Genomic DNA, 23,964 nt, shown 5'->3' on the forward strand with positions numbered 1-23,964 from the left:
CACGCATGACGCTGCTCGTCTTCAAAGTGAACCAACTCGGCGACAACGTCGTGTTTCTGCCTGTCGTGCAGTCGCTGGTGGCGGCGCATCCCGACTGGCGCATCGTGGCGCTCACGAGTCCAACGGCGGCGCGGTTGTATGAAGTCTGCTGCCCGCAGGTGGAGTTGCGCGTGTTTGAAACGGCCAAGTTCAACGGTGCGTGGCGTCAGCCGTGGCGGCTGGCCCGCATGGCGGCTGAGTTGCGGGCTTTGCAGCCGGACGCGTGTCTGCTCGGCGATGATCAGGGCAACGTGGCGCATCTGCTGGCTAGATTGAGTGGCGCGAAGGTCAGTGTGGGGCCGCAGACGCCGCATGTGCGGCTGAACGCGCTGCTGCATCATCGTGAGGCGGTGTTGGGGGAAGAATCGGTCGCTTCGCACAACTGGCGCATCGCCGGACTGCTGACGAAACTGCCGTTGGTCATGCCTGCGCCGGATTTGAGTGCCTTTGGCCGCGATGAATCGGGTGCGATCGTGATTCATGCCGGTGCGAGCCGTGAGTATCAGCGTTGGCCGATGAGAAGCTTCGTGGAGCTGGCAAACCGCTTGGCGGAGACGCATGCAGTGCGCTGGATTGATCAAGGTAATGAGACGGGATTGAGCGGGGCCGTGCAGCGCGTGAAGACAAACTCGCTCGATGAACTGGTTCGTCTGATCGCGGGTGCGAAGCTGTTTGTGGGCAACAATTCGGGGCCGATGCACATCGCGTCGGCGTGTGGCACGCCGGGAGTCATTTTGATCGGGCCATCTTCGCCGCGTTGGGATCCGGAGTGGCATCGAGAGCGGTTTGAATTGCTGCGTGAGCCGCGCTTGAGCTGCCAGCCGTGTGACAGTGCCACGAAGCCGGCGAATCGCTGCTTGAACCTGCAAGCGCCGATGGCGTGCTTGAATCGCTGGTCCGTGGATGCGGTGCATGAGCGGGTGGTGCGGGCAATGTAGGCTGGGTGTGTTCAGCGGCATTGCGGCGGCTTTCTTCCAATGGCCATCTTCGCCGAACCGCCCGGCGGTTTGGGAGCGTGGCGGGTTGTGCGGTGCCCTGACAGACGGGCGGGCTGTCGCCACACCCATCCTACGTTTTGACCGCCATCGTGAACAAGTCGGGCTGCGTGCAGTGCAGGTCGATGGCGCGTTCCTTCGGCGCATCGCCGTGGCGTATTTTCAGAAGCAGGCGGGAGAGTTGGAAGATGATTTGACCGAGGACGCGACGGATCTGACCGCTGGTGGACTTGGAGCAGTAGTGGCGGCCCTGAACGGAGATGTGCTTGAAGCCGCAGGCGCGTAGGCACTGGGCCATGCTGGCGGGGGTGAGGCCGATTTCGTGGGTGAAGTCGCCGTAGCGAATGGCGGATGAGAGCGGGCTCTGCGCGTTGAAGGTGAGCAGCCACAGCTCGCCGCCGGATTTGAGCGCGTTTTTGGCGGCGGTGAGGAAGCGGATGAATTCGTCTTTGGTGAAGTGCTCGATGATGTCCTTCGCGTGCAGGAGATCGAAGGCGGCGGTTTGGGATTCGAGGAAGGTGATGACGTTTTCCTGAATCCAAGTGCGTGCGGGATCGTTTTGTCGGGCGATGGCGAGATCGGATGGCGAGAGATCAACGCCGGTGAGTTGGGTGAAGCCTTTGGCGGCCATCCAGCCGAGCCATTCGCCTTTGCCGCAACCGAGATCGGCGATGAGGGCATCGCGATTCGACGGCAAGGCGTCGTAAGTGGCCTCGTATTGGGCGTGCTGCACGCTGGCATCGAGGGCTTTCTGCTCGCCGAAGGAGGCGGAGTAGTTGCGATAGAGGATGTCGCGGTAAGTGCTCATGCGGCGAGGAAGTAGGCCGGATGTGTTCGGCGCGTGGGGTGTTGTTTGTTTGATGAGCCGTGTTCGCCGAACTATCCGGCTGGTGTGTGTGGCAGGATGCGCGGACGATCCAGAGCCGGATAGTTTGGCGAAGGGGGCGAGGATGTTTGGCGGGTGCTGTCTGCGCCAAACACATCCGGCCTACGTTGCGCGGGCGAGTTGTTGCTGGATGAACGAGGCCCACTGTGCAGCGACGGCGTCATGCGTGTAGAGCTTGCGAGTGCGTTCGAGCTGACTTTGAGCGAGCGTGAAGTCGTTCATCACTCGTCGAATGCATTCAGCGAGCGATTTGGCTTCGCCATGCGGGAAAATGGCCTCGTCGTGGCCGATGACTTCGGGGATGGCACCGCTGTTGGAGCCGATGGTGGTGACGCCGCAGGCCATGGCTTCGATGAGGACGTGGCCGAACTGTTCTTCCCAGCAGAGCTGCATCGTGTGGACGGGTTTGCTGCCGAGCACGAAGACATTGAGGCAGCGCAGGAAGCTGGGAATTTCGAAGTGTGGACGTGGTGGCAGGAGGTGAAGCCAACAGCGTGTTTGCGACTGCTCTTTGAGCCAGGATTCGAGTTTGCCGGAGCCGAGCAGGGCGAGATGGACGGTTTGTAGTTCGTCGCAGGCTGCGATCAATTCACGGATGCCTTTCTCCTCGGTCAAACGGCCACAGTAGCCGATGATGAAGGCGTTTTCAGGCAGGCCTTGGGCTTTGCGCAGTTCGCGGCGCTCAGCGGACGATGCGGGCTGATGATTGGTGAGATCGACGCCGAGTTGCGGCGCGACGAGCACGTTGTTGGAGCGTGCGCCGCGACGTTGCACGAGTTTGGCGGCGGCTTGATTGCCCGCGATGATGAAATCGGTCGTCATCGTCATGGCGCGGTAGATGCAAGCGAGGACGAGGCCTTTCCAGCCGGGACGTTCGACGTTTTCCCAGGTGAATTCGCCGAAGAGGGCGTGGCGTTGCAGCAAGGACTTCCAGAAGCGTGTTTGCCAGCAGATGACGGCCCAAGGTTCGTTTTCGACGAGGATGACATCGAAGCGGCGTGAGCGCATGACACTGGCGAGACCGGCGTAGCGGAAGGTGGTGTCGCTGCTGCCGCGACGTGTGAGGCGGATGAGCTGGTAGTTGCGTGTATCGGCATCGCTGTCGTTGTCGAAGTCGGAGGACGGGCGGCCAAGGATGGTGCGTTGCTCGATGGTGGAGGTGACGCAGACGAGATCAAAATGCGCGGCGAGCGCCTGGAGCTTCTTGCGGTTTTCGAGCGCGGCGTAGGCATGGCTGATGAGCAGCAGGCGTGGCGGAGGCGGCATGTGAAAGCGAGAAAAAGTGCTCAGTGCTCAGTGCTCAGTGCTCAGTGCGCTATGTTTGAACCTGAGCACTGAGCACTGAGCACTTGGATCGTTCGCCTCCGTACACGCCTCGGTGAATATCTGCGCCCAATCGTCGCCCGCAGGCAGGATGCGGTGGTGTTTGAGCAGGAGTTTGCGTGAGACTTCGAGTTCTTCGATGAATTCGGCGGATTCGTGCTGCTCCTCGATTTGACGATATGCCTGCGCCCAGGCGGCGGGATCGAGGTTGTTGAGCATCGGCACGGGATACTGGCATTCGGCGAAGAGTTCGGTGAGGCCCATGCTGCGGTTGGCGAGAACAGGGATGCCAGCGGCGATGGCTTCCAAGGCGGCGGTGAGGCCGGCGGAGCCGTCGCAGGGAACGATGGGTAGCAAAACAGCGGGCGCGGCATGCAGATGTTCGAGGTATTCGCGATGCGAGGCGTTGGTCACGAGTTCGAAGCGCGGATCGGCGATTTCGGCGGCGAAACGGGCGTGCAGCGAGTCCGAACGGGCGATGCGTGTGATGGAGATGCCGCTGTGAAGCAGTGGGGGCACGATGGACTCGTCGCGGCTGATGTTGCCGGGCAGCAAGGCGCGGAGATGCAGCGCATCAGGCGCGGGCTGGAACCAGCCAGTGTCGATCTTCCACGGACGCGAGATGATACGATGTGCGCCGAGGTGTCTCGTGGCGGAGGCAAATTGCTCGTGCGTGATGCACTCGATTTGGAAGGCGGCAGGGGCGCTGTGCAGTTTTGTGGCGAGGTTTTGCCATGCGGTGTCGTGGAAGGCGACGCGGCGGATGATTTTGCCCTCGGTGCGGAACAATCCGGCACGCGCCAGCATGAGCAGGATCGCGTAATGCATGCCGTCGAGGCAGTAGATCATGCGGGCGCGATGCAGCGTGGTGTAGTTTTGTGCGATGAGGCGGAACGCGTCGGCCATGCGACGTACGGTGCCGCGCTGGCGACGGTGGTAGTCGCGTTCGAGCTGCTCGTCGTTTTGAAACCACGCACCGACGAGGGCTTTGCTGCGAAACGGCATCGGTGCCGGATCGAGGAAGCGACGCGGTCTGCCGCTCCAGTCGCGCAGGGCGTAGGGTGCGAGGACGACGAGCTGGGATGAATCAGCCATGTGGCAGGGTGCGATTGAACGGCACGGTTTGGGCACGAGCGAAGGATGGATGATGTAGATGTACTGGCTGCGGCGCTGGTTTTGATGGCAGGCGTTGTTTCACGCGCAGGCTTTCCTGATGAATGATGCAGGCGTTCAAAGCGCCGGCGATGAACCAGCAGAAGAAGTTCACCGGGAAGGTGGAGGTGACGTTGCCAGCGAAGACGTTGTGTACGAGAAGGCCGAACTCGATGCCGATCATCCACAGGCAGATGCTGAAGGTGGGCGTGCCGCGCAGGCTGAGCACGCTGCGGTGGAAGGAATGCAGCGCGAGCGCGGCGAGGATGAGGAGGAGGCTGAGCGGCAGCCAGCCGATCTCGAGGAGCAGGTTGGAGATGAGGTCATGGCTGGCGACCATGTGCGCCTCGTGCATGTCGATAGCGCCTTTGGTGCCGTAGCCGAACATGGTCCACATGAGCGGATTGTGCGCGAGGTCGTGCATGCCTTCGAGACGGTCGCAGATGGTCCAGAAGCGGGCGAATTGCTCACCGATGGCGGTGCCACCGAAGTTTTCGAGCGCCCAGAGCGTGAGCTTGGTGACGCCATTGATGAGATCCTGCGCGAAGATGCACGCGGTGAAGAACATGGTGGTGACCGTCGCATAGAGCGCAGCGGTGCCGCGGGCGCTGCGCAGCACGGGCAGGAGCAGCAGCGGCAGGGCCCAGTTCAGATTGGCAAAGCGGGTCATGCTGGCGACACAACCGGCGACGAAGATGCCGAAGAGCACGAAGCTCATCATACCCCAGGTGCGCGTGCCGGTGTCGCGATGATGGCGGCGCACCATGAGGGCGAGGCAGGCGCAGATGGCGCAACTGGTGCCGAAGGGTGAGCTGTCCACGAGCGTGGAGAAGGGGCGCGGGCGCACGTCGTCGAGGTGTTTCGAGAGAACGGTGAGACCGGAGCGCAGGTACTCGATTTCAAAGTCGCTGAGGCCGAAGATCTGCTGCTTGATGCCGTAGAGCGCCACCGGGATGAAAATGATGAGGCAGTATTTGATGAAGGCGATGATTTGCTCCGGTGTGCGAAAGACGCAGGGCACGACGAACAGTAGGAACATGTAAGCGGCACCGTCGGCGAGCTGGGTGGCGGCAGCATTGAAGCCACCGCCGCTGCGCAAGGCGGAGACGACTGAAACGATGAAGCCCAGGATGCAGACGAGCAGGGAGATGAGTTTGCGCCGCTGATGCAGGCTGCCGTCGTGCAATGAACGTGCCAGCGTGCCGAGGCAGATGCCGGCGAGCGTGAGTGGGCACAGCGCGCGCACCCACATGACGTCGTTCATGGTGACGTGACCGTCGAAGACCATCATGCGCTTCAGCAGGTCGCTGTAACCGGCGAAAATGACCATCAGGTAGAGCGCGACGCGTGGTTGCGCGATGGCGAGGATGCAGGAGCCGATGGAGAGGAACTGGGCGAGAGCGCCGATGGAGTTACCACCATTAAGCAGCACTGAGAGCAGCACGTAAACGGCACCGAGGCCGCCGAGGAAGATGATGAATGCCTTGCCTTGCATGGATGAGAAAAAGGGAGGTGGAGAGGCGGGTCAGGAGCGAGTCTGCGCTGGAACTTGAGCGAGCGGGCAAATGACGAATGACGAATTTGTGAATGACGAAAGAATGACGAAGCTCGAATGGCGAAGCTGTGTCATGGGCTGGATTTCGGCATTTGGGCTTCGTTCGTCATTCGGATTTACTCATTCGTCATTCTCAACCGATCTCGACGAGCAGGCTGACGTCACACATGAAGGAGTGATCGCACACGCACGAGCGTGAACCTTGGCAGGCCAACGAAGGTGCGCGTCATGAAGCCGGAGACGTGGCGGCGCAAATCGGGGGAGCAGTAGGTCCAGATGATCCACGCGAGCGTGTAGGAGACGAGTGTGGCCCACGCGGCACCGATGCCGCCGTGCTTGGGAATCCATTCCATGTTCAGCCACGCATTGATGACCACGGCGAGGATGACGGAGGTGAGATTGTCGGCGAGGCGATCTTCGGCGGTGAGGATTTGCGTGCGGGCGATGCCGACGGCGAATGGGATGAAGGCCCAGGCATGCACGCGGAGCATTTCGCTGCTGCGGGCGAATTCGCTGCCGAAGGCGGTGGACATCCAGGGCGAGAGGATGAGCAATCCAGCGGCGACGGCGACGGCGAAAATGACGGAGGTGGAGAGGTAATCGACCACGCGTTTTTCATACAGTGCCGTGTTGTTTTGGCGGGCTTCCATCAAACGCGGCAGAAACAGCGTGGCGAGGATGCCGGGGATGAAGTAGGCCATTTCGGAGACACGCACCGCTGCGCCATAGATGCCGGCTTCTTCAGTGCCGCGCAGCCATTGGATCATCATCGTGTCGAGACGAAACAGCAGGATGAGCGCGGCCTGGGAGGCGAGTTCGGGCCAGGAACGGCTGACGAGAGCGAAGGCGCGCTGAAACGTGAAGGCACGCGGCAGAATACGACCGCCATGACGCCAGAATACGAAGCAGCACAGGGCGATGAAGACCCAGCCTTCGAGCGCATAGGTCAACGCGAAAAACCACAGCGGCGCATGGTTCCAGATGCCGATGGCGATGCAGACGGCACTGATGATGAAGCCGATGAATTGCGCGATGACGGCATTGGCAACGCGCCCGTGGGCTTCGAGCCATGCGAGTGTCTCGGTGGCGGGATTGGTGAGGAGTTGCGTGCCATAGACGATGAGCAGCAACGCGCCTTCGGGTTTGCGCCAGCCGGTCCAGGCGATGAGACCGACGAATAGTGCCGCCGAAACGATGAAGCGTGCGGTGATCGTGATTCCGAGCACGGCTGGCTGATCACTGCCGGGTTTCATCAACTCGCGCACGGTGTAGCGGGCGAAGCCAAGTTCGCCGACACTCAGCAGGATCGAAACCAGCGCCATGGCGACGGCGATGTGGCCGAAACCGCTGCCGCCGAGATGACGCGCGAGCGCGCAGGTCAGCGCGAGGCTCAACAACAAGCGTGCCATGCGCAGCGTCGTCGCCAGCGAGAGCGTTTGGAGGATGTGACTGCCGGCGGCCATGAAGGACGCGACTGGATTGATGGTAGGCGCACTCGCCAGAGTGCGTGACATTTCGCGTTCTGGCGAACGCGCCTACGAGCTTGATGCCGCGAAGCTTTGCTCCGCGATGTCGCAGAGCAGATGCCCGATGAGGAGATGGCATTCCTGAACGCGGGCGGTGACCGCCGAAGGCGCTTTGAAGCTCAATTTGGCTTCAGCGGCGCAATCCGCGCCTGTTTCGCCAGTGAAGGCGATGGTGATGCAACCGCGTGCGTTGGCGGCTTGGAGGCCGAGAAGGACATTCTTGCTCGTGCCTGACGTGGAGATGCCGAGAACGACATCGCCGGGCTGGGCAAGGGCTTCGATCTGACGCGAGAACACGGTGTCGTAGCCGAAATCGTTGCTGTGCGCGGTGAGGATCGAGGTGTCGGTGGTCAAGGCGAGGCCGGCGAGAGCGGGACGATTGATGCGATAACGCACGACGAGTTCGGCGGCGAGATGCTGTGCATCAGCGGCGCTGCCACCATTGCCGAAGAAGATGATTTTTTTGCCATTGCGCAACGCGGTGAGCCACGCGTCGGCCAGCGGGGCGATTTGATCGCTCATCGCACTGAGTTTGGCGATGGCGTCCTGATGCTCGCTGAGGTGCGTTTTGAAAAGAGAGGAGAAATCGGTGCTCATGTTATGCGAAGGCTGCCAGCAGCTCGTCGGGCGTCAAGGTGGCGGTGCCGAGCTTGCCGACGACGATGCCGCTCGCGTGGTTGGAGATCTCGGCGGCGTCTTGAAGCGTGAATCCGGCGGCGAGGGCGAGTGTGAGCAGGGCGATGGCGGTGTCGCCTGCGCCGGAGACATCGAAGACTTCACGCGCACGCGTGGGGATGTGATGCGGGGCTTTGTCACGCTCGAACAGCATCATGCCTTGCTCGCCGAGGGTGACGAGCACGCTGGCGACGTTCCATTTGGCGAGGAGGACGCGGCCGACTTCGAGGAGTTCTTTGTTTTCGAGCGGAGCTTCGGGCAGCAGGTGGTCTTCGAGTCCGGCGGCGGCGAAGGCTTCGAGGCGGTTCGGTTTCACGAGCGAAACGCCAGACCAGGGCAGGGGATTGCGCGGGGAGGGATCGACGGTGACGATGAGTTTGTGCTCGGCGGCGATCTTGGCGACCAACTGCATGAGCTTCTCGGTGATGAAGCCCTTGCCGTAGTCTTCGAGGATGATGGCGTCGAGGTTAGGTGCCAGTTGGCGCAGACGCTTCTCGATCTCCGCGAGTTCGTCGTCGGTCAGCGGCAGCAGTTTTTCGCGATCGACGCGGACGATCTGCTGCTGACGGGCGGAGACGCGAGCTTTGGAGATCGTGGGCAGGGTTGCGTGAACGAGGAGCGGTGCGGGATCGACCTGGTCTTCGATCAGGAGTGCGCGGAGTTTGTCGGCGGGCATGTCTTTGCCAACGCGGCCCATGAGATGGGTGTGCGGCGAGAAGGGCGAGATGTTGCGGGCGACGTTGGCGGCACCGCCGGGATAAAATTCTTCACGCGTGACCTCGACGATGGGCACCGGTGCTTCGGGCGAGATGCGGCGGACGTGGCCCCAGATGAAATGATCGAGCATGACATCGCCCACGACGAGGATGCGGCACTTCGCGAGGCTTCCGAGGCAGTTGCGGGTGAAGTTCATTTGCTGCGGCGGGCGCGGACGGCGGCGGCGAGTTGATCGAGCATGCTTGCCGTGGTTTCCCAGGAGACGCAGGCGTCGGTGATGCTCTGGCCGTAGGTGATGGCTTGACCAGGCTTGGTGTCCTGGCGGCCTTCGACGAGATGGCTTTCGATCATGACGCCGGTGATGGCTTTGCTGCCAGCGCTGATTTGCTCGGCGATGGATGCGGAGGCGACGGGTTGCTTGCGATAGTCCTTCAAACTGTTGCCGTGGCTGCAATCGACCATGACGCTGGCGGGCAGGCCGCGTGCGGTGAGTTGATCGGCGACGGTCTTGATCGATGCGGCGTCGAAATTCGTGCCGCCTTTGCCACCGCGCAGGATGACGTGGCAGGCGTTGTTGCCCTTGGTGTTCACGATGGCAGCGACGCCGTCTTTGGTCACGGACAGGAAGCAATGCTGGCCTTTGGCGGCCTCGATGGCATCGAGCGCGACCTGAATGCCGCCATCGGTGCCGTTCTTGAAGCCGACGGGCATGGACAAACCGGAGGCAAGCTGGCGATGCACCTGGCTCTCGGTCGTGCGAGCCCCAATGGCACCCCAAACGACGACGTCGGCAATGTACTGCGGTGTGATCACGTCGAGGAACTCGGTGCCGGCAGGAACGCCATGTTGGGTCAGTTCGAGGAGCAGCCCACGGGCGCCCCGCAGGCCGCTGTTGATGTCGAAGCTGCCGTCGAGGTGCGGATCGTTGATGAATCCCTTCCAGCCGACGGTCGTGCGCGGTTTTTCAAAATAGACGCGCATGACGATCTCCAGATCGGTGCCGTACTTCTGCCGTGCTGCGATGATGTGCTGAGCGTATTCGAGCGCGGACTTGGTGTCGTGGATCGAGCAGGGGCCGACGACGACGAGCAGGCGGTCGTCTTTGAGATTGAGGATGGCCTCGGCACGCTTGCGGGAGTCTTCGATGAAGGCGGATTCAAGCTCCCCCAGGCGAAACTCATGCATGAGCAGGGCGGGCTGGATCAACGGCAGGATTTCAGCGACGCGGAGGTCGTCAGTGGGGTGCGAAAGACTCACGGCAAATTTGGGGGCGAAAAGCGGGCGCGCAGGATGGAGGATTCTGGCCGGGAGGAAACTGAAAGTTGCGAGTTTTGACGGGAAGCGGTCAAGGCGTCAAGGAGTGGTCAAGAGGTCAAGCGAGGGCGTTTTGACCGCCTTGGCGAAGGTTTGCAGCACGCTGCCGCCCTTGGTGCCCAGGGTTCAGGCACCACCGGCGAATCGATGGGATTGGGGTGCGCACAGGACGCAGGCATGAGGGGCTGGGCGTGGGGGGGGCACGCATAGTCGATATGCCAATTACGGAAATTTGGCATGATGCGGGTATTTTAGCAAAGCTAAATATCTGGCTTTGTGAGGCCAGGAAGGGGCTGGAGTTGGGGAATTCTGGCTTCCTAACCCAAATCTGCTTTGAACCGAGTCCACCTGGCGGCGTGCCAGGCTTGATGTTCGGTTTGAAATTCTTGGAGGCAGCACCACGCCGTAGCTCTCGCAGGGTGCTGCCCCGAAACTTGGGCGTTTGCCATCACTGTGTGAGCGGCAGAGCGGCACCGATCTTGAAGAACAGATGCGGGGTAGAAGGTCCGCCGAGAGTGAGTGAGACGGAGCCGCCGGTTTGCACGTTGCCGATGGGTGCCCAGCTTGTTAGATCGGTGCTGTAATAGATGGTGAAGGCGCGGCGGTCGCTGCCGGTCCAGTCGAGGTCGATGTCGCCGGTGGCGGGATTGTAGGTGAAGTCGGTGACGGCGAGGCGGTTGCCAGCGCTGAAGGGATTGGTGTCGGCGATGTATTCGTTGTAGTCGCTGATGCCGTCGCCGTCGTAGTCGGCGTTGGCGGAGTAGCCGAGCAGGTTCAAATTGCTGCCGAGGCCGGCGGCGGCGAGGCGTTCGAGCTCCCAACTGTCGGCGATGCCGTCGCCCGTGCCGCCACCAGCGAGTACTTCGCTGTCTGCGCCGGTGCTGATGCGGGTTTTGAGGCTGCCGAGGTGGATCCAGCCGCAGTTGGCGCTGTAGGCATAGCCGCTGAGGGCACCGGTGGTGAGATTGACGCGTGGCGGGGAGTTCCAGGTCTGCGCAAAGCGAATCCAGCCGATGTTGGCTCCATACGCATAGCCGGTGAGTGCGCCTGCGCCGTCGTGATTGACGCCGTAGTCTTGGCCTGTCTGGCTGTAACGAATGCCACTGGTCGGCGTGCCATCTCCGAGGTCGATCCAGCCGACGTTGGCGGAATAGACGTTACCGTGGAGGATGGCGGACTCGATGGCAGGCGCAGCGGGTGAAACCGCACTCCAGCGCCAGTTTTGCCAGCCGAAATTGGCCGCGTAGCTGAAGCGACAGGCGGGGGTGATGGTGCTGGTGGATGGGGATGCGAGGACGACTACATGGCCAAAGCCCGCAGAGACAGAGGTGGCAGACATGCCTAGTAGCGCACCCGTCATATCAACCGCCACAGGGACGTGTCGTTCTGTCGTCGTGCCATCCCCGAGATTACCACTCCCGTTTTGTCCCCAGGAAAATAGCTCTCCATCGGACGTTAGAGCTAGGCTAAATGATGAGCCTGCCGAGACTGCCACAACGACTTTCCCTGACATGGCACCCGACATGTCCGTCGCCACAGGGGAAAGGTTGAAACCGGTCGCCGAGCCATTGCCCATTTCTCCATCACCTCCATATCCCCAAGCATACACAAGCCCGTCGGATGAGACCGCCAAGCTGTGTTCTCTACCTGCGCCGACGGCTACTAGATTCTTGCCGGAGAGAACACCTGAAGCATCCACTGCGACGGGTGTATTTCGATCTGTCGCTGTGCCATCGCCAAGCATTCCACTAACGTTCAAGCCCCAACTGAAAGCCTTCCCATCAGAGGCTACAGCGAGGCAAAAAAAACTTCCCATGCTAATCGAAGTCACGATTTTTCCAGACAAGACGCCTGTGGTATCAACAGCCACAGGGACAAGACTACTCCCAGATGTTCCGTTGCCCAACTGACCATCAATGCCTCTTCCCCAAGTGAATACATAGCCATCCGAAGTCAGCGCAGCGGCACTCACACTGCCAGCGCTGACGGATTTGACGACTTTGCCGAAGAGAACGCCCGTCATGTCCACGGCTACCGGCACATGACGCACTGTCGAGGTGCCATCACCAAGCTGGCCGACGGAATTGTTTCCCCATGAATATATCGAGCCATCTGACGTGACCGCTAGGCTGAATCCGCCCCCAGCCGCGACATCCACTACAGTCTTCCCAAAGAGCACACCTGACATGTCAACGGCGACAGCGCTTGTCCGATCGACCGTCGAGCCATCACCTAACTGGCCGCTATCGTTTCTGCCCCAAGCGAATATCTGTCCATCAGACGAGACCACAAGAGTGTGCGTGGTGCCGTTGTATTCGCTTGTCGATATCTTGGTGAGCACTTTACCTGATAGAGCGCCGCTTGTCATCGTTGCGGCGGGCACATTGGTATCCGTCGTGCTCCCATTTCCAAGCTGGCCGTATGCATTCGAACCCCAACCAAAGGGCGCTGCGTGAATGACCGCCGTGGAGCCGAGCCACAGGGCGGCGAGTAGCGTGTGTGTGTTCATGGCGGTCAAAAATGAAGGTTACAGTGAGAAATTGGCGAAGGGATTGGTAGCACCGAAGGCAGTCTGCAGTGGGGCGATGCCGTTGGCCGGTGCGGGCTGCACGGGGGCGGTGGTGTTGCTGCGGAAGGTGTTGCGCGTGACCACATTTTGATCGCTGGCGACTTCCACCCCATAGGCCCCGTTCGAGGCGGCTGAGCTTTGGTCGATGGTGTTGCCAGTGTTTCCGAAATAGCCATCCCTCACGTTGTTATTGGCCACGCAGTTGGTGACCCGGCACTTGTCGGTGAACTTAAAGCCATCACCCGAAGCAGGCAGGCCGCCGAGCACGCCTGGTGTGCCGTTTTTCTCCGCCGTGCAGTGGGTGAAACTACAGTCACTCGTCGCACGGAAGCCGTCGCCAGTGTTGCTCTGGGACACGCATTGGATGAAGTTGGTGGCGTTGTCTGGGACGGCCGGCGAGTTCGGCGGGGCGATGTTTTCGACGAGGAAGCCGTGGCTCATGTTGCTGCGGCTGGTCACGTTGGTGAGAGCACAGGCATTGCGGATGTGGACGCCAGCACCGCCGCAGTTAGTGGCGGTGCTATTCATCAAGGTGCTGGCTTGGTTCAGATCAAAACCCGTGACGCCGCAAGTGCGCACGCTACAGCCTGCCACCGTGCCACAGTGTGAGGTGACGATGCCGCAACCGGCCACGTAATTCACCGTGCAGTCACTCACGCGGACATTGTCCGCACCTTGAATGCCGATGCCGGCGATGGCGGTGGCGGTGCAGGAGGTGATGACGCTGGCTTCGCCGGCATAAATGCCGCTGTGCATGCCTGGACCGCCGGATTGCGGGCCGGTCCATGGGCCGCGCACGCGGCTTTGATGCACGAGACTGTCATTGCCGACTTTGATGCCGTAGTTGGTGATGGCGGAGACGTCCACACCGCTGACGACGCTGTCGTCACCGAGCTTCACACCGATCTGCCACGCGCCGCGCACGCGGCCGTTGATGACCTTGGTGCGGATGACCGTGCCAGCGACGCCGCTTTGGGCCTCGATGGCATTGAGAGCACCTGCGCCAGGGTACACCACCTCAAAGCCACCGAGGTCGAGCGTGACGTTGTCGGAGGTGATGAGGATGCGCAGGGCTAGATTTTCCGTGAGGTAGTAGCGCCCCGGTGCGGCCAGCAGGTAGTAGCCGAGCGAGCCATTGAGATTTGCATTGCTCGTGTCGCGGCTGGGGATGTGCTCACCGGAGTCGATCTGCATGAGGGTCTTCATGGAGGGCGTGGGAATGCCGCCGGGAGTCAGCGCACGCTCATTCGGGTAAGGCGAGACCGCTGTCGGCGGATTCAGCTGGCCCTGGCCAAAAGCGAGAGCTGGGAGGAGCAATGTGGCAGCGGCGAAAGCACTGCGGAGGATGGACGTGGTTTTCATGGATGAATGGAGGCTATTTGACCTGTGCATCCATCCTTCTCACCAAGTGCGGGTGATGAGTTACACTCCGCGAGGTGTTTTTTCACCATCACTCGCGGTGCAGGGCTCTGGGGCCTCAAGGAGGCGGATCACTGGCACCGCTGTTTTCCTTTTCGCGATAGCGGAAGGGATTCAGCCGCCGCCGCTCAAATGAGGTGGCGATGCCTGGCCGGGCATTGAGCGCGGCGAGGTACTCCTCCAGCGTGAGCGCGGACCACGGCGTGAGCTGGCGCTGACCGCTGTGGGTGAATAGCCACTTCGCGAACACATTCCACGCGTCCGCTTTCTCCGTCTGCGGCACGATGCGGCGCAGCGCCGCGAGTCCTGGATGCTCCCGCAGCTCGATGGCGTCCTCCGTCGTCATCCGCCGCGAGACATAGGTGTCCGCCATTTGTAGAAACCACTCCGGCGCGGGCGTCTCCGGTGCTACGGGGATGTCCTGCACGATGACCTCGCCACTATTGAGGTTGTAGGCCAAACGAGTGCCCGTGTGATTGAGCGTCAGCGCACCGCCAAAGCCACGCAGGAAATACGGATGACCATACAGTGCCCGCGCCGCCACATCACCCACCACGACCTCATTTTCCGTCGCACAGGCAAAGCGGTGACTGTCGCCACTGAAGGTGCATTTCAAAACGTCGTCACCCAGCCGGAAGTGACCGGTCAGCGGAGTGAGTGAGCGTGCATTCCACACCGCCGCCGTGCCATCCGTGGAGGCGGTGATCAGCGCACGTCCATCCGCGGAGAAAGCCATCGAGGTCACGCGGCTCTGATGCAGCGGCAGGTAGCTCAGGCGCGTATCACCACTCGCCATCACTCGCACATGGCCATTACCCAAACCCGCACCCACCACGTGGTTCACTGCGCAGACTGCCAGCGCGGAGAGCCGCTCCACCTGCCACTCCTCCGTGCGGTTACCCTCCGCCCACCACACCCGCAGACGGCATGCTAACTGCGCTTCCGGCGCTGACGTGGCCCAGGCCGCAGCGCGGCCATCCGCCGAGATCGCGCCGAGCACCCACGGCACATCAGGCATGCCAGGCACGCGGACGACGGGCTCACTGCCATCCGTTTTCACTTCAATGAGTGAGCCATCCTTTAGCGCAGCTAGCATGGGGCCACTGGTCGGCTGCATGAGGCACAGGGCGGCATTTTTCCAGCGTGCTTCACCCTGCAACTCCGCGCGTGACGCATCCCACAGCACGGCATTGGCAAGCTCATCCACTGCTACTAGCGTGTTGCCTTGGGTCGTGAATGCGGCGGCTGCCAAGTCCTGCGTCACCGGCACATAGCTGCCGCCGCCGGGATGCAGCATGACCCCCAGCGTGGCATGCTGGGACAGCATCAGCACCTCCAGCGCGGTGCCGAGATCACGCTGCACGGCCATGCAGCGGCCCGTAGCGCTCATGGCCACAAAACGGGCGCGCTGGGGCTTACGCATCGTCATCGCCGCATCACCCGCCTGCCGCCACACGCGCACGGAGGAGTCCGCGCTGACGATGAGCGCCTCCTCCGTGCCACGACTGACCATGATCCGCCGCACCGCACCCGCAGACTCAAACGGCGGCTTCACATTCGCCTGCGTCGTCATGTCATACCAGCGCACCCGCAGGTCACGCGCCCCGCCAGCCGAGATCAGCGTCGTGCCATTGTTCATCAGTGTCAGCGCGGTCACCGCCGCTTTGTGCAGCTTGGTCACCGGCATCGCCGTCACGCCTTCACCACGGTAGCAGGCCACATTTCCGAGTTGATCACCCGCTGCCACGATGCCTGGACCCTGAGTGATAGCCAGCGCAGTTACCGCTGCGGGTAATTTCAGCAGCAGCATATCCTTACCCGCATCCGCCAAAATGAGCCGATGCACTTCACCAGAAGTTCCCGCAGCGAAGACCCAGTTTTCCTGCGTGCCGATGCTCAAATGAGTCACCGCACCTGTGATACGCCCGACCTGCCTTGGCGGTGATGATTCTTGCTCACGCATCAGCCACACCGTGCCGTCCTGGCAGCCCACCGTCGCCACACCGCGTAGGATGGACAGTACCAACGCCGTCACCGGCTGCGGCGCATGCCATTCGCGCTCAGGAGTCTCCCCAGTGACGGAAATCAGCCGCACCTGCTGCGCCTCATCCGCGATGGCCAGGAAGTTTCCACTCGCAGCCAGCGCCACATGCAGTGGCGGTGCTTTCAGCTCGATCTCACGCCGCTGCCAAGCGCCCTCGATGTATTGGAACAACATCAGCCGCCGCGCCTGCTCCGTTTTAAACACCACGGCCAGCACCAGCCCACCCGCAGACACCGCGCCGTCCGCCACCTCACCCCAAGCCGGGTCCAGCGGGATCGCCGCACGCGCTGGCTGGGGTGAGTCCTCCTGCGTCAGCAGCATCTGTAAATCCACTGCTGCAGGGCCAAATGCCGCATCATGCCGCAGCGCCCGCGTCAGGCAGGCCACCGCGCTCTGGTAATCCCCCTCCTGTTTATAGCGCTGCGCCGTGGCGAAGTCCGCCCGGCTCAGTGAGCGCCGCAGCTCACCCTGCACCTGCTCCGCCTTTGTCCGCGCCTGTTGCTCCTTCAAATAAAGGATCGTACTCGCCGTGCAGCCACCCAAGATGGCCAGCAAAGCCACCGCGCTACTGATCACGAAGGATTTGTGCCGCCGGGTGAACTTCTCCATCACATACGTCCACGACTTCTCACCCGCTAGCACCGGCTCATCACGCAAATGGCGCTGTACATCATCGGCGAAGGCCGCCGCGCTCGCATAGCGGCGTGCGGAATCGGTTTCCAACGCCTTGAGCACGATGGCGTCCAGATCACGCTTATCCGTCTTCGTCAGCAACAGGGATTGCGGCAGACGTGACGGAGCCGTGATGTGCATTGCATGCGGGCGGTGCCGCGCCTCCTCATTCGCCCGCCGCTCGATCTGTAGCGGCGTGAAGCCCGTGATCAGCTCATACAGCACCACGCCCAGCGCATACAGGTCAGACCGCGCATCCACAAGATGCGCACCCCAAGCACTCTGCTCCGGGCTCATGTAACCCGGCGTGCCCACCGTTTGGTGCATCGAGGTCATGCGACTGTCCTCCTCCGTCTCTGGCGTCACCTCCAATGCCTTCGCAATGCCGAAGTCGATGATCTTCACCTCACGCTCGCTGCCAATACCAGCCACCAGGATGTTCGACGGCTTCAAATCACGATGCAGCACGCCTTTTTCATGCGCGTGCTGCACCGCGTCACAGATCGAGATGAAAATCTCCAAGCGCTGCCGCAAATCCAGCTCGTAGCGCGAGCAGTAAGCTGTCACCGGCTCGCCGCGCACCAGTTCCATCGCAAAAAATGGCTGTCCGTGCATCGTCACGCCGGAATCCCACAAGCGCGCGATCCCTGGGTGCTCCATGCGCGCCAACGTCTGCCGTTCCGCCTCAAACCGAGCTAGCACATTGAAAGTCGCCACATTCGGCTTCAGCACCTTCACCGCCACCTCGCGCCGCACCGGTTCACGCTGTTGCGCACGATATACGTTGGCAAAGCCGCCTTCGCCGAGCTTTTCGATCATGCTGTAGCGCGGCAGGCGCGGCATGGTGCCGGACGGCGGTGCTGGCGTGATGACGGTTTCCGCCTCGGCATCCACTTCGCCGTCTTCATCGCCCATCATCTCACGCAGCAGGCACGCGGGGCAGAAGCTCCGGGTGCCGCGTTGTTCCAGCGGGGTGTGGCAGATGTCGCACTCAGGCATACAAGAAGGCTTAACGAATGAGGGCGTTCAGTTACCGTACAGGCTCATCAAATGCCGCAGTTCATCATCCACGTCGGCGGCGCTGCCGACGGTGGCGGTCACATGCTCGCGCACCCGCTCACGAAACCGTTTCCGCAGCCGATGTACGGCCACGCGCACCGTGCCTTCGCTCATGCCGAGCTTCACCGCCGCGTCGGCATGCTGTGCGTCTTTGCCATGTACGAGCAAAAATTCACTGAGCACGGCGAACTGCTCACCCTTGCCGCTGTTCGCCTGCTCCTGCTCCAGATCCTTCAACGCATGATCCAGCAGCGCCACCGCCCAGCGTCGTTCAAAGAACGCATCCGGCGACAATCCATCGCCCTGCTGCGCGCACACCGCTTCAACCTCGGTGGTGTCAAAATCCACGCGCTGGAGCCTGCCGCCGCGTTTCGCCGTCATTTCCGCGCGTCGCCAGTTGGAGATGAAGCGCTTCATCGCGCCGAGCAGGTAGGAGCGCAGGCGGCCCTTTTCGCTGTCGGCGTTCTTGATCGTGTCGTCTTCGAGCAGATGCGCGAAGAACGCCTGCGTCACGTCCTCCGCCTCCGCCGGATGCATGTCATGCCGGCGGGCGTAGGCATACAGCGGCGCCCAGTACAGGCGGCACAGTACCTCCAGTGAATCATGCGCCTTGGTGTCCTGCCCGCCGGCCATGCGCACCTGCGTCCATGGCGTGTCGGGGAACTGGCCTGCCCGGGTGTAGTTTCTCTCGTTCATGCGGCTGCAATGGCGCGGATCATGCAAAAAGGGCGGACTTACGTCCGCCCTTTGAAAGGATCAAAGCTAAATTGAGGGTCAAATATCTCCGCCCACCGCGTAGCGGGTGAAGCGGCGGACGACGAGGTTTTCGCCCAGCTCAGTGATCTTGCCTTTGACGAAGTCGCCGACGGTGACGTCGGTGTTCTTGATGAAGGGCTGCTCAAGGAGGCAGTTATCGGCGTAGAACTTGTCCACCTTACCATCGACGATCTTTTCGACGATGTTGGCGGGCTTGCCCTTGACCTGGTCCATGCCGATTTCACGCTCGGTGGCGATGAGGGCTTCCGGCACTTCACTGCGCTGAATCCAGCGGGGGCTGGAGGCGGCGATGTGGAGGGAGATGTCCTTCACCAGTGCCTGGAAGTTTTCGTTGCGGGCGACGAAGTCGGTCTCGCAGTTCACTTCGATGAGTACACCGATGCGGCCGGCCATGTGGATGTAGGAGGCGATGATGCCTTCCTTCGTCTGGCGGTCGGCCTTCTTCTCGGCCTTGATGGTGCCTTTCTTGCGGAGGATGGTTTCAGCCTTTTCGAGGTCGCCGTCGGCTTCCTTGAGGGCGGCTTTACATTCCATCATGCCTGCGTTGGTCTTTTCACGCAGGGTCATGACGAGTTTAGCGGAGATTTCAGCCATGTTCAGTTAGTGGGGTGAAAGGTTACTTCTTCGCTTCGGCGGTGGCGATGATGACGGGGTCGATCAGCTTCTGCAGGATGATGCGGATGGAGCGGATGGCGTCGTCGTTGGCGGCGATGGGATAGTCGATGATGGTCGGGTCGGCATTGGTATCGACGAGAGCGACGATCGGGATTTTCAGGCGGCGGGACTCATGCACGGCGATGTGCTCGCGGGCGGAATCGACGATGACGACGGCGTCAGGGATCTTGCCCATGTGGCGGATGCCGCGCAGGTTGCGCTCGAGCTTGATACGCTCGCGGTTGAGGCTGGCCAGCTCCTTCTTGGACATGAGCTTGACCTCAGGCTTGTTGTCGATGTCCTCAAGGTAGTTGAGACGGGCGATGCTCTTCTTGATCGTCTCCATGTTGGTGAGCGTGCCGCCCAGCCAGCGATGGTTGACGTAGAACTGGCCGCAGGCTTCGGAAGCCTGTTTCACGGCTTCCTGTGCCTGGCGTTTGCAGCCGACGAAGAGGATTTTTTTGCCTTTGCGGGCGAGGTCGGCCAGGAAATCGGCGGCCTTGTCGATCTGTTTGACGGTCTCCTCGATGTTGAGGATGTAGATCTGGTTTCTTTTGTCCATGATGAAGGGCTTCATCTTGGGATTCCAGCGTTTGGTCTGATGTCCGAAATGGACTCCGGCTTCGACGAGCTCGGCGAGGATCTGTGTTGACATGTATTTGGATGAGAGTGCCTGTCTTCCGCACGTTTTGGAGTGCAAAACGCTCAGCCACGAGGGCTGATCCGGTTGATCGGGCTTGAGGTTGAACCCTTTGGCCTGACCAACATGGCCCGGCAAAAGGGGCGCGATGTTACCGGCAACCTCTGCTGCGGCAAGCGGTTTTTCGCTCCCGAACCGTCATTCGAGCCGCCCCGATGTCGGCGCACGCAGGGCGGGCAGATCGACAAGGATGTTGGCACTGCGCATCAAGGTTTCGCCCACGAGGAGCGTGTCGGCCCCGGCTGCGGCGAGGCGCATGGCGTCAGCGGGTGTTTTGATGCCGCTCTCGGCGACGAGGATGATGTCGTCCGGCACTTCCTCGGCGAGCAGCTCCGTGGTGGCGAGATCGACGGTGAAGCTCTTCAAATTGCGGTTGTTCACGCCGATGATGCGGGCATCGGTGGCGAGGGCGCGTTCGAGTTCGGGCAGGTTGTGGACTTCGACGAGGGCGTCGAGCTGGAAGGTGTGGGCGACTTCGAGGAGGTGCTCTAGCGTGGGCTGGTCGAGGGCGGCGACGATGAGCAGGATGGCGTCCGCACCGGCGACGACGGCCTCAAAGATCTGCGCCTCGTGGATGATGAAATCCTTGCGCAGGCAGGGGATGTCGAGCTGCTCGCGGATGAGCGTGAGGTAATCGAGGCGGCCCTGGAAGTATTTTTCGTCCGTGAGCACCGAGATGGCGCTGGCACCGGCTTTCTCATAACCACGGGCGATGGTGAGCGGGTCAAAGTCGGCGGCGATGGTGCCGGCGGAGGGCGAGGCACGTTTGACCTCGGCGATGATGCTCAGGCGCGTGGGATCGGCACGCAGGGCATCATATAGAGAGCGCACATCGTCACGCAGGGCGGCGGCGGCGCGGAGTTTTTCCGTGCGTGGCAGCAGGCGTTGCAGTTCGGTGTGCTTGTGGGCGATGATTTCGTCCAGCTTGTTCATGGGGCGCGCATGGTGGCGGCGCTGCAAGCTTGTGCAACCTTCGCGTGACATGAAAACACGGCATTTTGCCAAAAAACGAGGGTGCCAGGGAACCGCGACATGGACAGGCAGGCTGCCGTTGCTTCCGTCAGGACCTGGCGGGGTTCGCAAGCTGAACATCCGCGGCCCCTGACGCCGCCTGTTCTAGCCGCAGGCTCCGTCCGGCACAAGCGGGATTCCACCCCGGCGGCAAAATGCCCGAAAATTGGTGTTGTCGAAACCTGTCACTTCCGGTAAAAATTAGGTTCTAATTCTCAAATCCCCTTTTGTATGGTCTGGAAAATCCTCTCTGCTCTCTCCGCCGTTTGCCTCGGCACCGCCTGCTATTTCGCCTGGGCCAACCAGAAAACGCTCGTTGAAGAGCGCAACCGCGAGAAGCACGCCACCCAGAACCTCGCTGACGAGAAGGCGCATATCGCACAGGCTGAAGAAGCGAAGAAAAATCGCGAAACCCAGTTCGCGACGGCCACAACAGAGCTGGAAACCGCGAAGACTGCGGTGGTGGACACCGCGGCCAAGGCCCAGGCCAAGGAGCAGGAGCTGGCTGTGGTAAAGACAAATCTCGATCAGATCACCAAGGTCGTGAATGATCTGGAAAAACAGATTGCGGAGGCCGGTGATATTAAGGCCCTGCTGGCCCAGATTGAGACGATTAAAAAAGACCGTGCAGCGGCGGAATCAGCGCTCACGAATCAGAGCCAGCATCTGGCCACCGCCCAAGAGAAAGTCAAAAACCTGACTGACGCCGCCAAGTCGGCCGAAGAGCGTGAGACCCGTGGCCGCCGTGGCATCGTGGATGACGATTTCACCGCCAAAGTCGCCCAGTCTTTCACTGACTGGGGCTTCGTGGTGCTCAACAAGGGCAACGGCGGCGGCGTGTTTGCCAACGCCGATCTCGAAGTGAAGCGCGGCAAAGAGGTCGTCGCCAAGCTCAAGGTGCGCAATGTGGAGCAAAACTCCTCCGTGGCCGATCTGGTCAAAGGCAGTCTTGCGGAGGGCGAACATCTTCGCCCTGGCGACCTTGTGGTCGCTTCCGCTCAACAGAGCGCCAAGGCTGACAAAGGCCCTGCTGCGGCCGCTGCTCCCGGAGCCCCCGCCGCACCTGTGGCTCCTGGTGGTGCCGCACCCGCTGCTGCTCCTGCGATGGGAGCGGATCCATTCGGTGCTCCCGCTGGTGGCATGGCTCCTGCCGCACCCGCTGCGGCTCCTGCGATGGGCGCCGATCCCTTTGGCGCTCCTGCCGCCGCACCTGCGCCTGCCGCGGCTCCTGCGATGGGAGCTGATCCCTTTGGTGCTCCTCCGGCGGCCACACCTCCTGCGGGCGGCGCACCCGCGACTCCTCCGGCTGGTGGTGCCACACCGCCCAGCACGGCGGATCCCTTTGGTGCCGCACCTCCGGCTAAACCTTGATCGTGGCCTGAACCATCTCTTCTGCAAACGTCCCTCGACTCCCTTTTCCCATGACCAAAGTCCTCTTTATTCTCAGCGCTGTCGTGATCCTCGTCGCCAGCTTCTTTGCCTATCAAAACGGGCGTGAATTTGCCGCCGTGCGCATCAATATCGCCGGCATCAATGCCAGCATTGTCGCTGAAAAACAGACGGAGAAAAAGGTGGTTGCCGTGGTCGGCCAGTTGGTGGCCGACATCGCCCGTGTGCAGGGTGAGCGCGACATCGAGGATGAAAAATTGAAGGCGCAGAAAAACAAGCTGGCCCAGGCAGAAAGCGAAGCCACGCGCATGCAGGGAGAGCTTGATGTGAAGGTCAAAAAGCAGCAGGAACTGGCCGGTTTGATGGAAAATTTCCCCAAGGATGTGAAGCCGGAGACCATCGCCGAAGACATCAATCGCATGAAGAAGGAGAAGCTTGAGTTTGAGGGCCAGGCCGAGGCCAAAAAGAAGGAAGTGGTCGCTGAGGAGGAGAAAATCGCCGGTGTGCAGAAGCGTCTCGATGAAGTGACTCACAAAATCGAGGAGCGGCGCAAAAACTTTGAGCGCAACAGCCTGACCTCCCGCATCATTGCCGTGAACTATGATTGGGGCTTCGTGGTGATCGACGCTGGCAAGACCACTGGCCTCACCCAGGACACCAAGCTGATCGTCACCCGTGGTGCGCTGACCGTGGGCAAGGTCAGCGTCATGGCCGTCGATGGTGCCAACACCATGGCCAGCATTGTGACGGATGCCGTTGTCAACGGTCAGGTGATCATGCCTGGAGACCGGGTGATCCTCGAAAATCTGGTGCAGAACTGATCGGGGCTGGTATTGCATACGACGATGAAAACACGTCTGCTCAAACTCCTGCTGCTGGTGGCGGTAACCGCCTGTTCTTTGGTTTCCTGTACTTCGGACGAACCGCAGCGCAAAAAGGTCGTGGGTCCGGATGGCAGCCAGTACAGCAATCTCCCATGGAACCGTCCGCGTTCATGGGAGGGCAACGCCCGCTATGGCAACATGCTGCCGGGCAGCCGCTGAGTTGAAACGGTCGCAGTCGGCTCTTACTTCACCGGTTCCAGGAACGCTTCACCATCCGCCGTTTTTACGACGCGATAAAAGCAGGTGGGCCGTTTTGTGTGGCAGCAGCCGCCACCATGCTGTTTCACTCGTAAAACCAAGGCGTCTTGGTCGCAGTCCGTGCGGATGTCGATGATCTCCTGAAACTCGCCGCTCGTCGCGCCCTTGTGCCAGAGTTCGTTGCGGCTGCGGCTCCAGTACACCGCCTGGCCGAGTTCCAGCGTCAGTTTGAGGCTCTGCTCGTTCATGTAGGCCAGCATTAGCGGTGCACCGCTCTCTGCATCCACCGCCATCGCTGGCATCAGGCCATGCTCGTCGAACTTCGGGGCAAACAGCAGGCCTTCTTCGATGGCATGCTTCGATTCACGGGCGGCGAACGAAATGGGTGCTGGAGCGGACATGGGGC

20 protein-coding genes and 1 other RNA gene are annotated in these 23,964 nt (G+C 61.4%); 4 read left to right on the forward strand and 17 right to left on the reverse strand.

Annotation, left to right across the window (positions count from 1 at the left end):
* Nucleotides 1–5: 5 nt before the first annotated feature.
* A complete protein-coding gene (locus ACKVY0_RS02290) occupies nt 6–977 on the forward strand; it encodes a glycosyltransferase family 9 protein (protein WP_409213168.1) in 972 nt (323 codons plus the stop codon).
* Nucleotides 978–1,107: 130 nt separating this feature from the next.
* On the opposite strand, the gene ACKVY0_RS02295 is transcribed toward ACKVY0_RS02290, so the two are convergent.
* The 16 genes from ACKVY0_RS02295 to ffs all read right to left on the reverse strand — a co-directional run bounded on the left by ACKVY0_RS02295 (nt 1,108) and on the right by ffs (nt 21,183).
* The gene (locus tag ACKVY0_RS02295; RefSeq protein ID WP_409213169.1) at nt 1,108–1,842 is read right to left on the reverse strand and encodes a class I SAM-dependent DNA methyltransferase; all 735 of its coding nucleotides are present in this window, start codon (nt 1,840–1,842) and stop codon (nt 1,108–1,110) included.
* Between the two features lie 180 nt (nt 1,843–2,022).
* Complete coding sequence (locus ACKVY0_RS02300) at nt 2,023–3,186, reverse strand: glycosyltransferase (protein WP_409213170.1); 1,164 nt, start codon at nt 3,184–3,186, stop codon at nt 2,023–2,025.
* Nucleotides 3,187–3,213: 27 nt separating this feature from the next.
* On the reverse strand, nt 3,214–4,338 hold the full coding sequence (locus tag ACKVY0_RS02305) for a glycosyltransferase (RefSeq protein ID WP_409213171.1): 1,125 nt from the start codon (nt 4,336–4,338) through the stop codon (nt 3,214–3,216).
* The gene (locus tag ACKVY0_RS02310) at nt 4,331–5,890 is read right to left on the reverse strand and encodes a hypothetical protein (RefSeq protein ID WP_409213172.1); all 1,560 of its coding nucleotides are present in this window, start codon (nt 5,888–5,890) and stop codon (nt 4,331–4,333) included. Before ACKVY0_RS02310 ends, ACKVY0_RS02305 begins: the two co-directional genes overlap by 8 nt.
* A 221-nt stretch (nt 5,891–6,111) precedes the next feature.
* Entirely contained in the window at nt 6,112–7,464 is a 1,353-nt protein-coding gene (locus tag ACKVY0_RS02315) for a flippase (protein WP_409213173.1), read from the reverse strand.
* Between the two features lie 21 nt (nt 7,465–7,485).
* Nucleotides 7,486–8,073 carry a D-sedoheptulose 7-phosphate isomerase gene (locus ACKVY0_RS02320; protein ID WP_409213174.1) on the reverse strand — a complete coding sequence of 196 codons (588 nt, stop codon included), beginning with the start codon at nt 8,071–8,073 and terminating at the stop codon, nt 7,486–7,488.
* Nucleotide 8,074: 1 nt separating this feature from the next.
* Nucleotides 8,075–9,064 (reverse strand): bifunctional heptose 7-phosphate kinase/heptose 1-phosphate adenyltransferase, encoded by a 990-nt coding sequence (locus ACKVY0_RS02325; RefSeq protein WP_409213175.1) that lies wholly within the window; start codon nt 9,062–9,064, stop codon nt 8,075–8,077.
* Complete coding sequence (locus tag ACKVY0_RS02330; RefSeq protein ID WP_409213176.1) at nt 9,061–10,125, reverse strand: 3-deoxy-7-phosphoheptulonate synthase; 1,065 nt, start codon at nt 10,123–10,125, stop codon at nt 9,061–9,063. Before ACKVY0_RS02330 ends, ACKVY0_RS02325 begins: the two co-directional genes overlap by 4 nt.
* Before the next feature lie 505 nt (nt 10,126–10,630).
* Nucleotides 10,631–12,691 (reverse strand): RCC1 domain-containing protein, encoded by a 2,061-nt coding sequence (locus ACKVY0_RS02335; RefSeq protein ID WP_409213177.1) that lies wholly within the window; start codon nt 12,689–12,691, stop codon nt 10,631–10,633.
* 18 nt (nt 12,692–12,709) lie between these two features.
* Nucleotides 12,710–14,113 carry a right-handed parallel beta-helix repeat-containing protein gene (locus ACKVY0_RS02340; protein WP_409213178.1) on the reverse strand — a complete coding sequence of 468 codons (1,404 nt, stop codon included), beginning with the start codon at nt 14,111–14,113 and terminating at the stop codon, nt 12,710–12,712.
* A gap of 115 nt (nt 14,114–14,228) precedes the next feature.
* The gene (locus ACKVY0_RS02345; protein WP_409213179.1) at nt 14,229–17,885 is read right to left on the reverse strand and encodes a protein kinase domain-containing protein; all 3,657 of its coding nucleotides are present in this window, start codon (nt 17,883–17,885) and stop codon (nt 14,229–14,231) included.
* A 27-nt stretch (nt 17,886–17,912) separates the two neighbouring features.
* Nucleotides 17,913–18,641, reverse strand: a complete 729-nt coding sequence (locus tag ACKVY0_RS02350; protein ID WP_409213180.1) for an RNA polymerase sigma factor — start codon at nt 18,639–18,641, stop codon at nt 17,913–17,915.
* A 78-nt stretch (nt 18,642–18,719) separates the two neighbouring features.
* Nucleotides 18,720–19,316 (reverse strand): translation elongation factor Ts, encoded by a 597-nt coding sequence (tsf, locus tag ACKVY0_RS02355; protein ID WP_409213181.1) that lies wholly within the window; start codon nt 19,314–19,316, stop codon nt 18,720–18,722.
* 22 nt (nt 19,317–19,338) lie between these two features.
* The gene (gene rpsB, locus ACKVY0_RS02360) at nt 19,339–20,031 is read right to left on the reverse strand and encodes a 30S ribosomal protein S2 (RefSeq protein WP_409213182.1); all 693 of its coding nucleotides are present in this window, start codon (nt 20,029–20,031) and stop codon (nt 19,339–19,341) included.
* A gap of 183 nt (nt 20,032–20,214) precedes the next feature.
* Nucleotides 20,215–21,009, reverse strand: a complete 795-nt coding sequence (gene trpC / locus ACKVY0_RS02365) for an indole-3-glycerol phosphate synthase TrpC (protein ID WP_409213183.1) — start codon at nt 21,007–21,009, stop codon at nt 20,215–20,217.
* A 79-nt stretch (nt 21,010–21,088) separates the two neighbouring features.
* Nucleotides 21,089–21,183: signal recognition particle sRNA small type (gene ffs / locus ACKVY0_RS02370), an RNA gene on the reverse strand.
* 135 nt (nt 21,184–21,318) lie between these two features.
* On the opposite strand from ffs, the gene ACKVY0_RS02375 reads away from it, so the two are divergent.
* From ACKVY0_RS02375 to ACKVY0_RS02385, 3 genes are read left to right on the forward strand one after another with little or no spacing between them, the layout of a single operon-like run.
* Entirely contained in the window at nt 21,319–22,458 is a 1,140-nt protein-coding gene (locus tag ACKVY0_RS02375) for a hypothetical protein (protein WP_409213184.1), read from the forward strand.
* A 50-nt stretch (nt 22,459–22,508) separates the two neighbouring features.
* Nucleotides 22,509–23,297 carry a hypothetical protein gene (locus ACKVY0_RS02380; RefSeq protein ID WP_409213185.1) on the forward strand — a complete coding sequence of 263 codons (789 nt, stop codon included), beginning with the start codon at nt 22,509–22,511 and terminating at the stop codon, nt 23,295–23,297.
* 24 nt (nt 23,298–23,321) lie between these two features.
* A complete protein-coding gene (locus ACKVY0_RS02385; protein WP_409213186.1) occupies nt 23,322–23,519 on the forward strand; it encodes a hypothetical protein in 198 nt (65 codons plus the stop codon).
* A 23-nt stretch (nt 23,520–23,542) separates the two neighbouring features.
* Here ACKVY0_RS02385 and hisI read toward each other — a convergent pair whose 3' ends face one another.
* Nucleotides 23,543–23,959 carry a phosphoribosyl-AMP cyclohydrolase gene (gene hisI, locus ACKVY0_RS02390; protein WP_409213187.1) on the reverse strand — a complete coding sequence of 139 codons (417 nt, stop codon included), beginning with the start codon at nt 23,957–23,959 and terminating at the stop codon, nt 23,543–23,545.
* Nucleotides 23,960–23,964 lie beyond the last annotated feature (5 nt).

Origin of the sequence: Prosthecobacter sp. (genome assembly GCF_046154365.1) — a bacterium.
GTDB lineage: Bacteria > Verrucomicrobiota > Verrucomicrobiia > Verrucomicrobiales > Verrucomicrobiaceae > Prosthecobacter.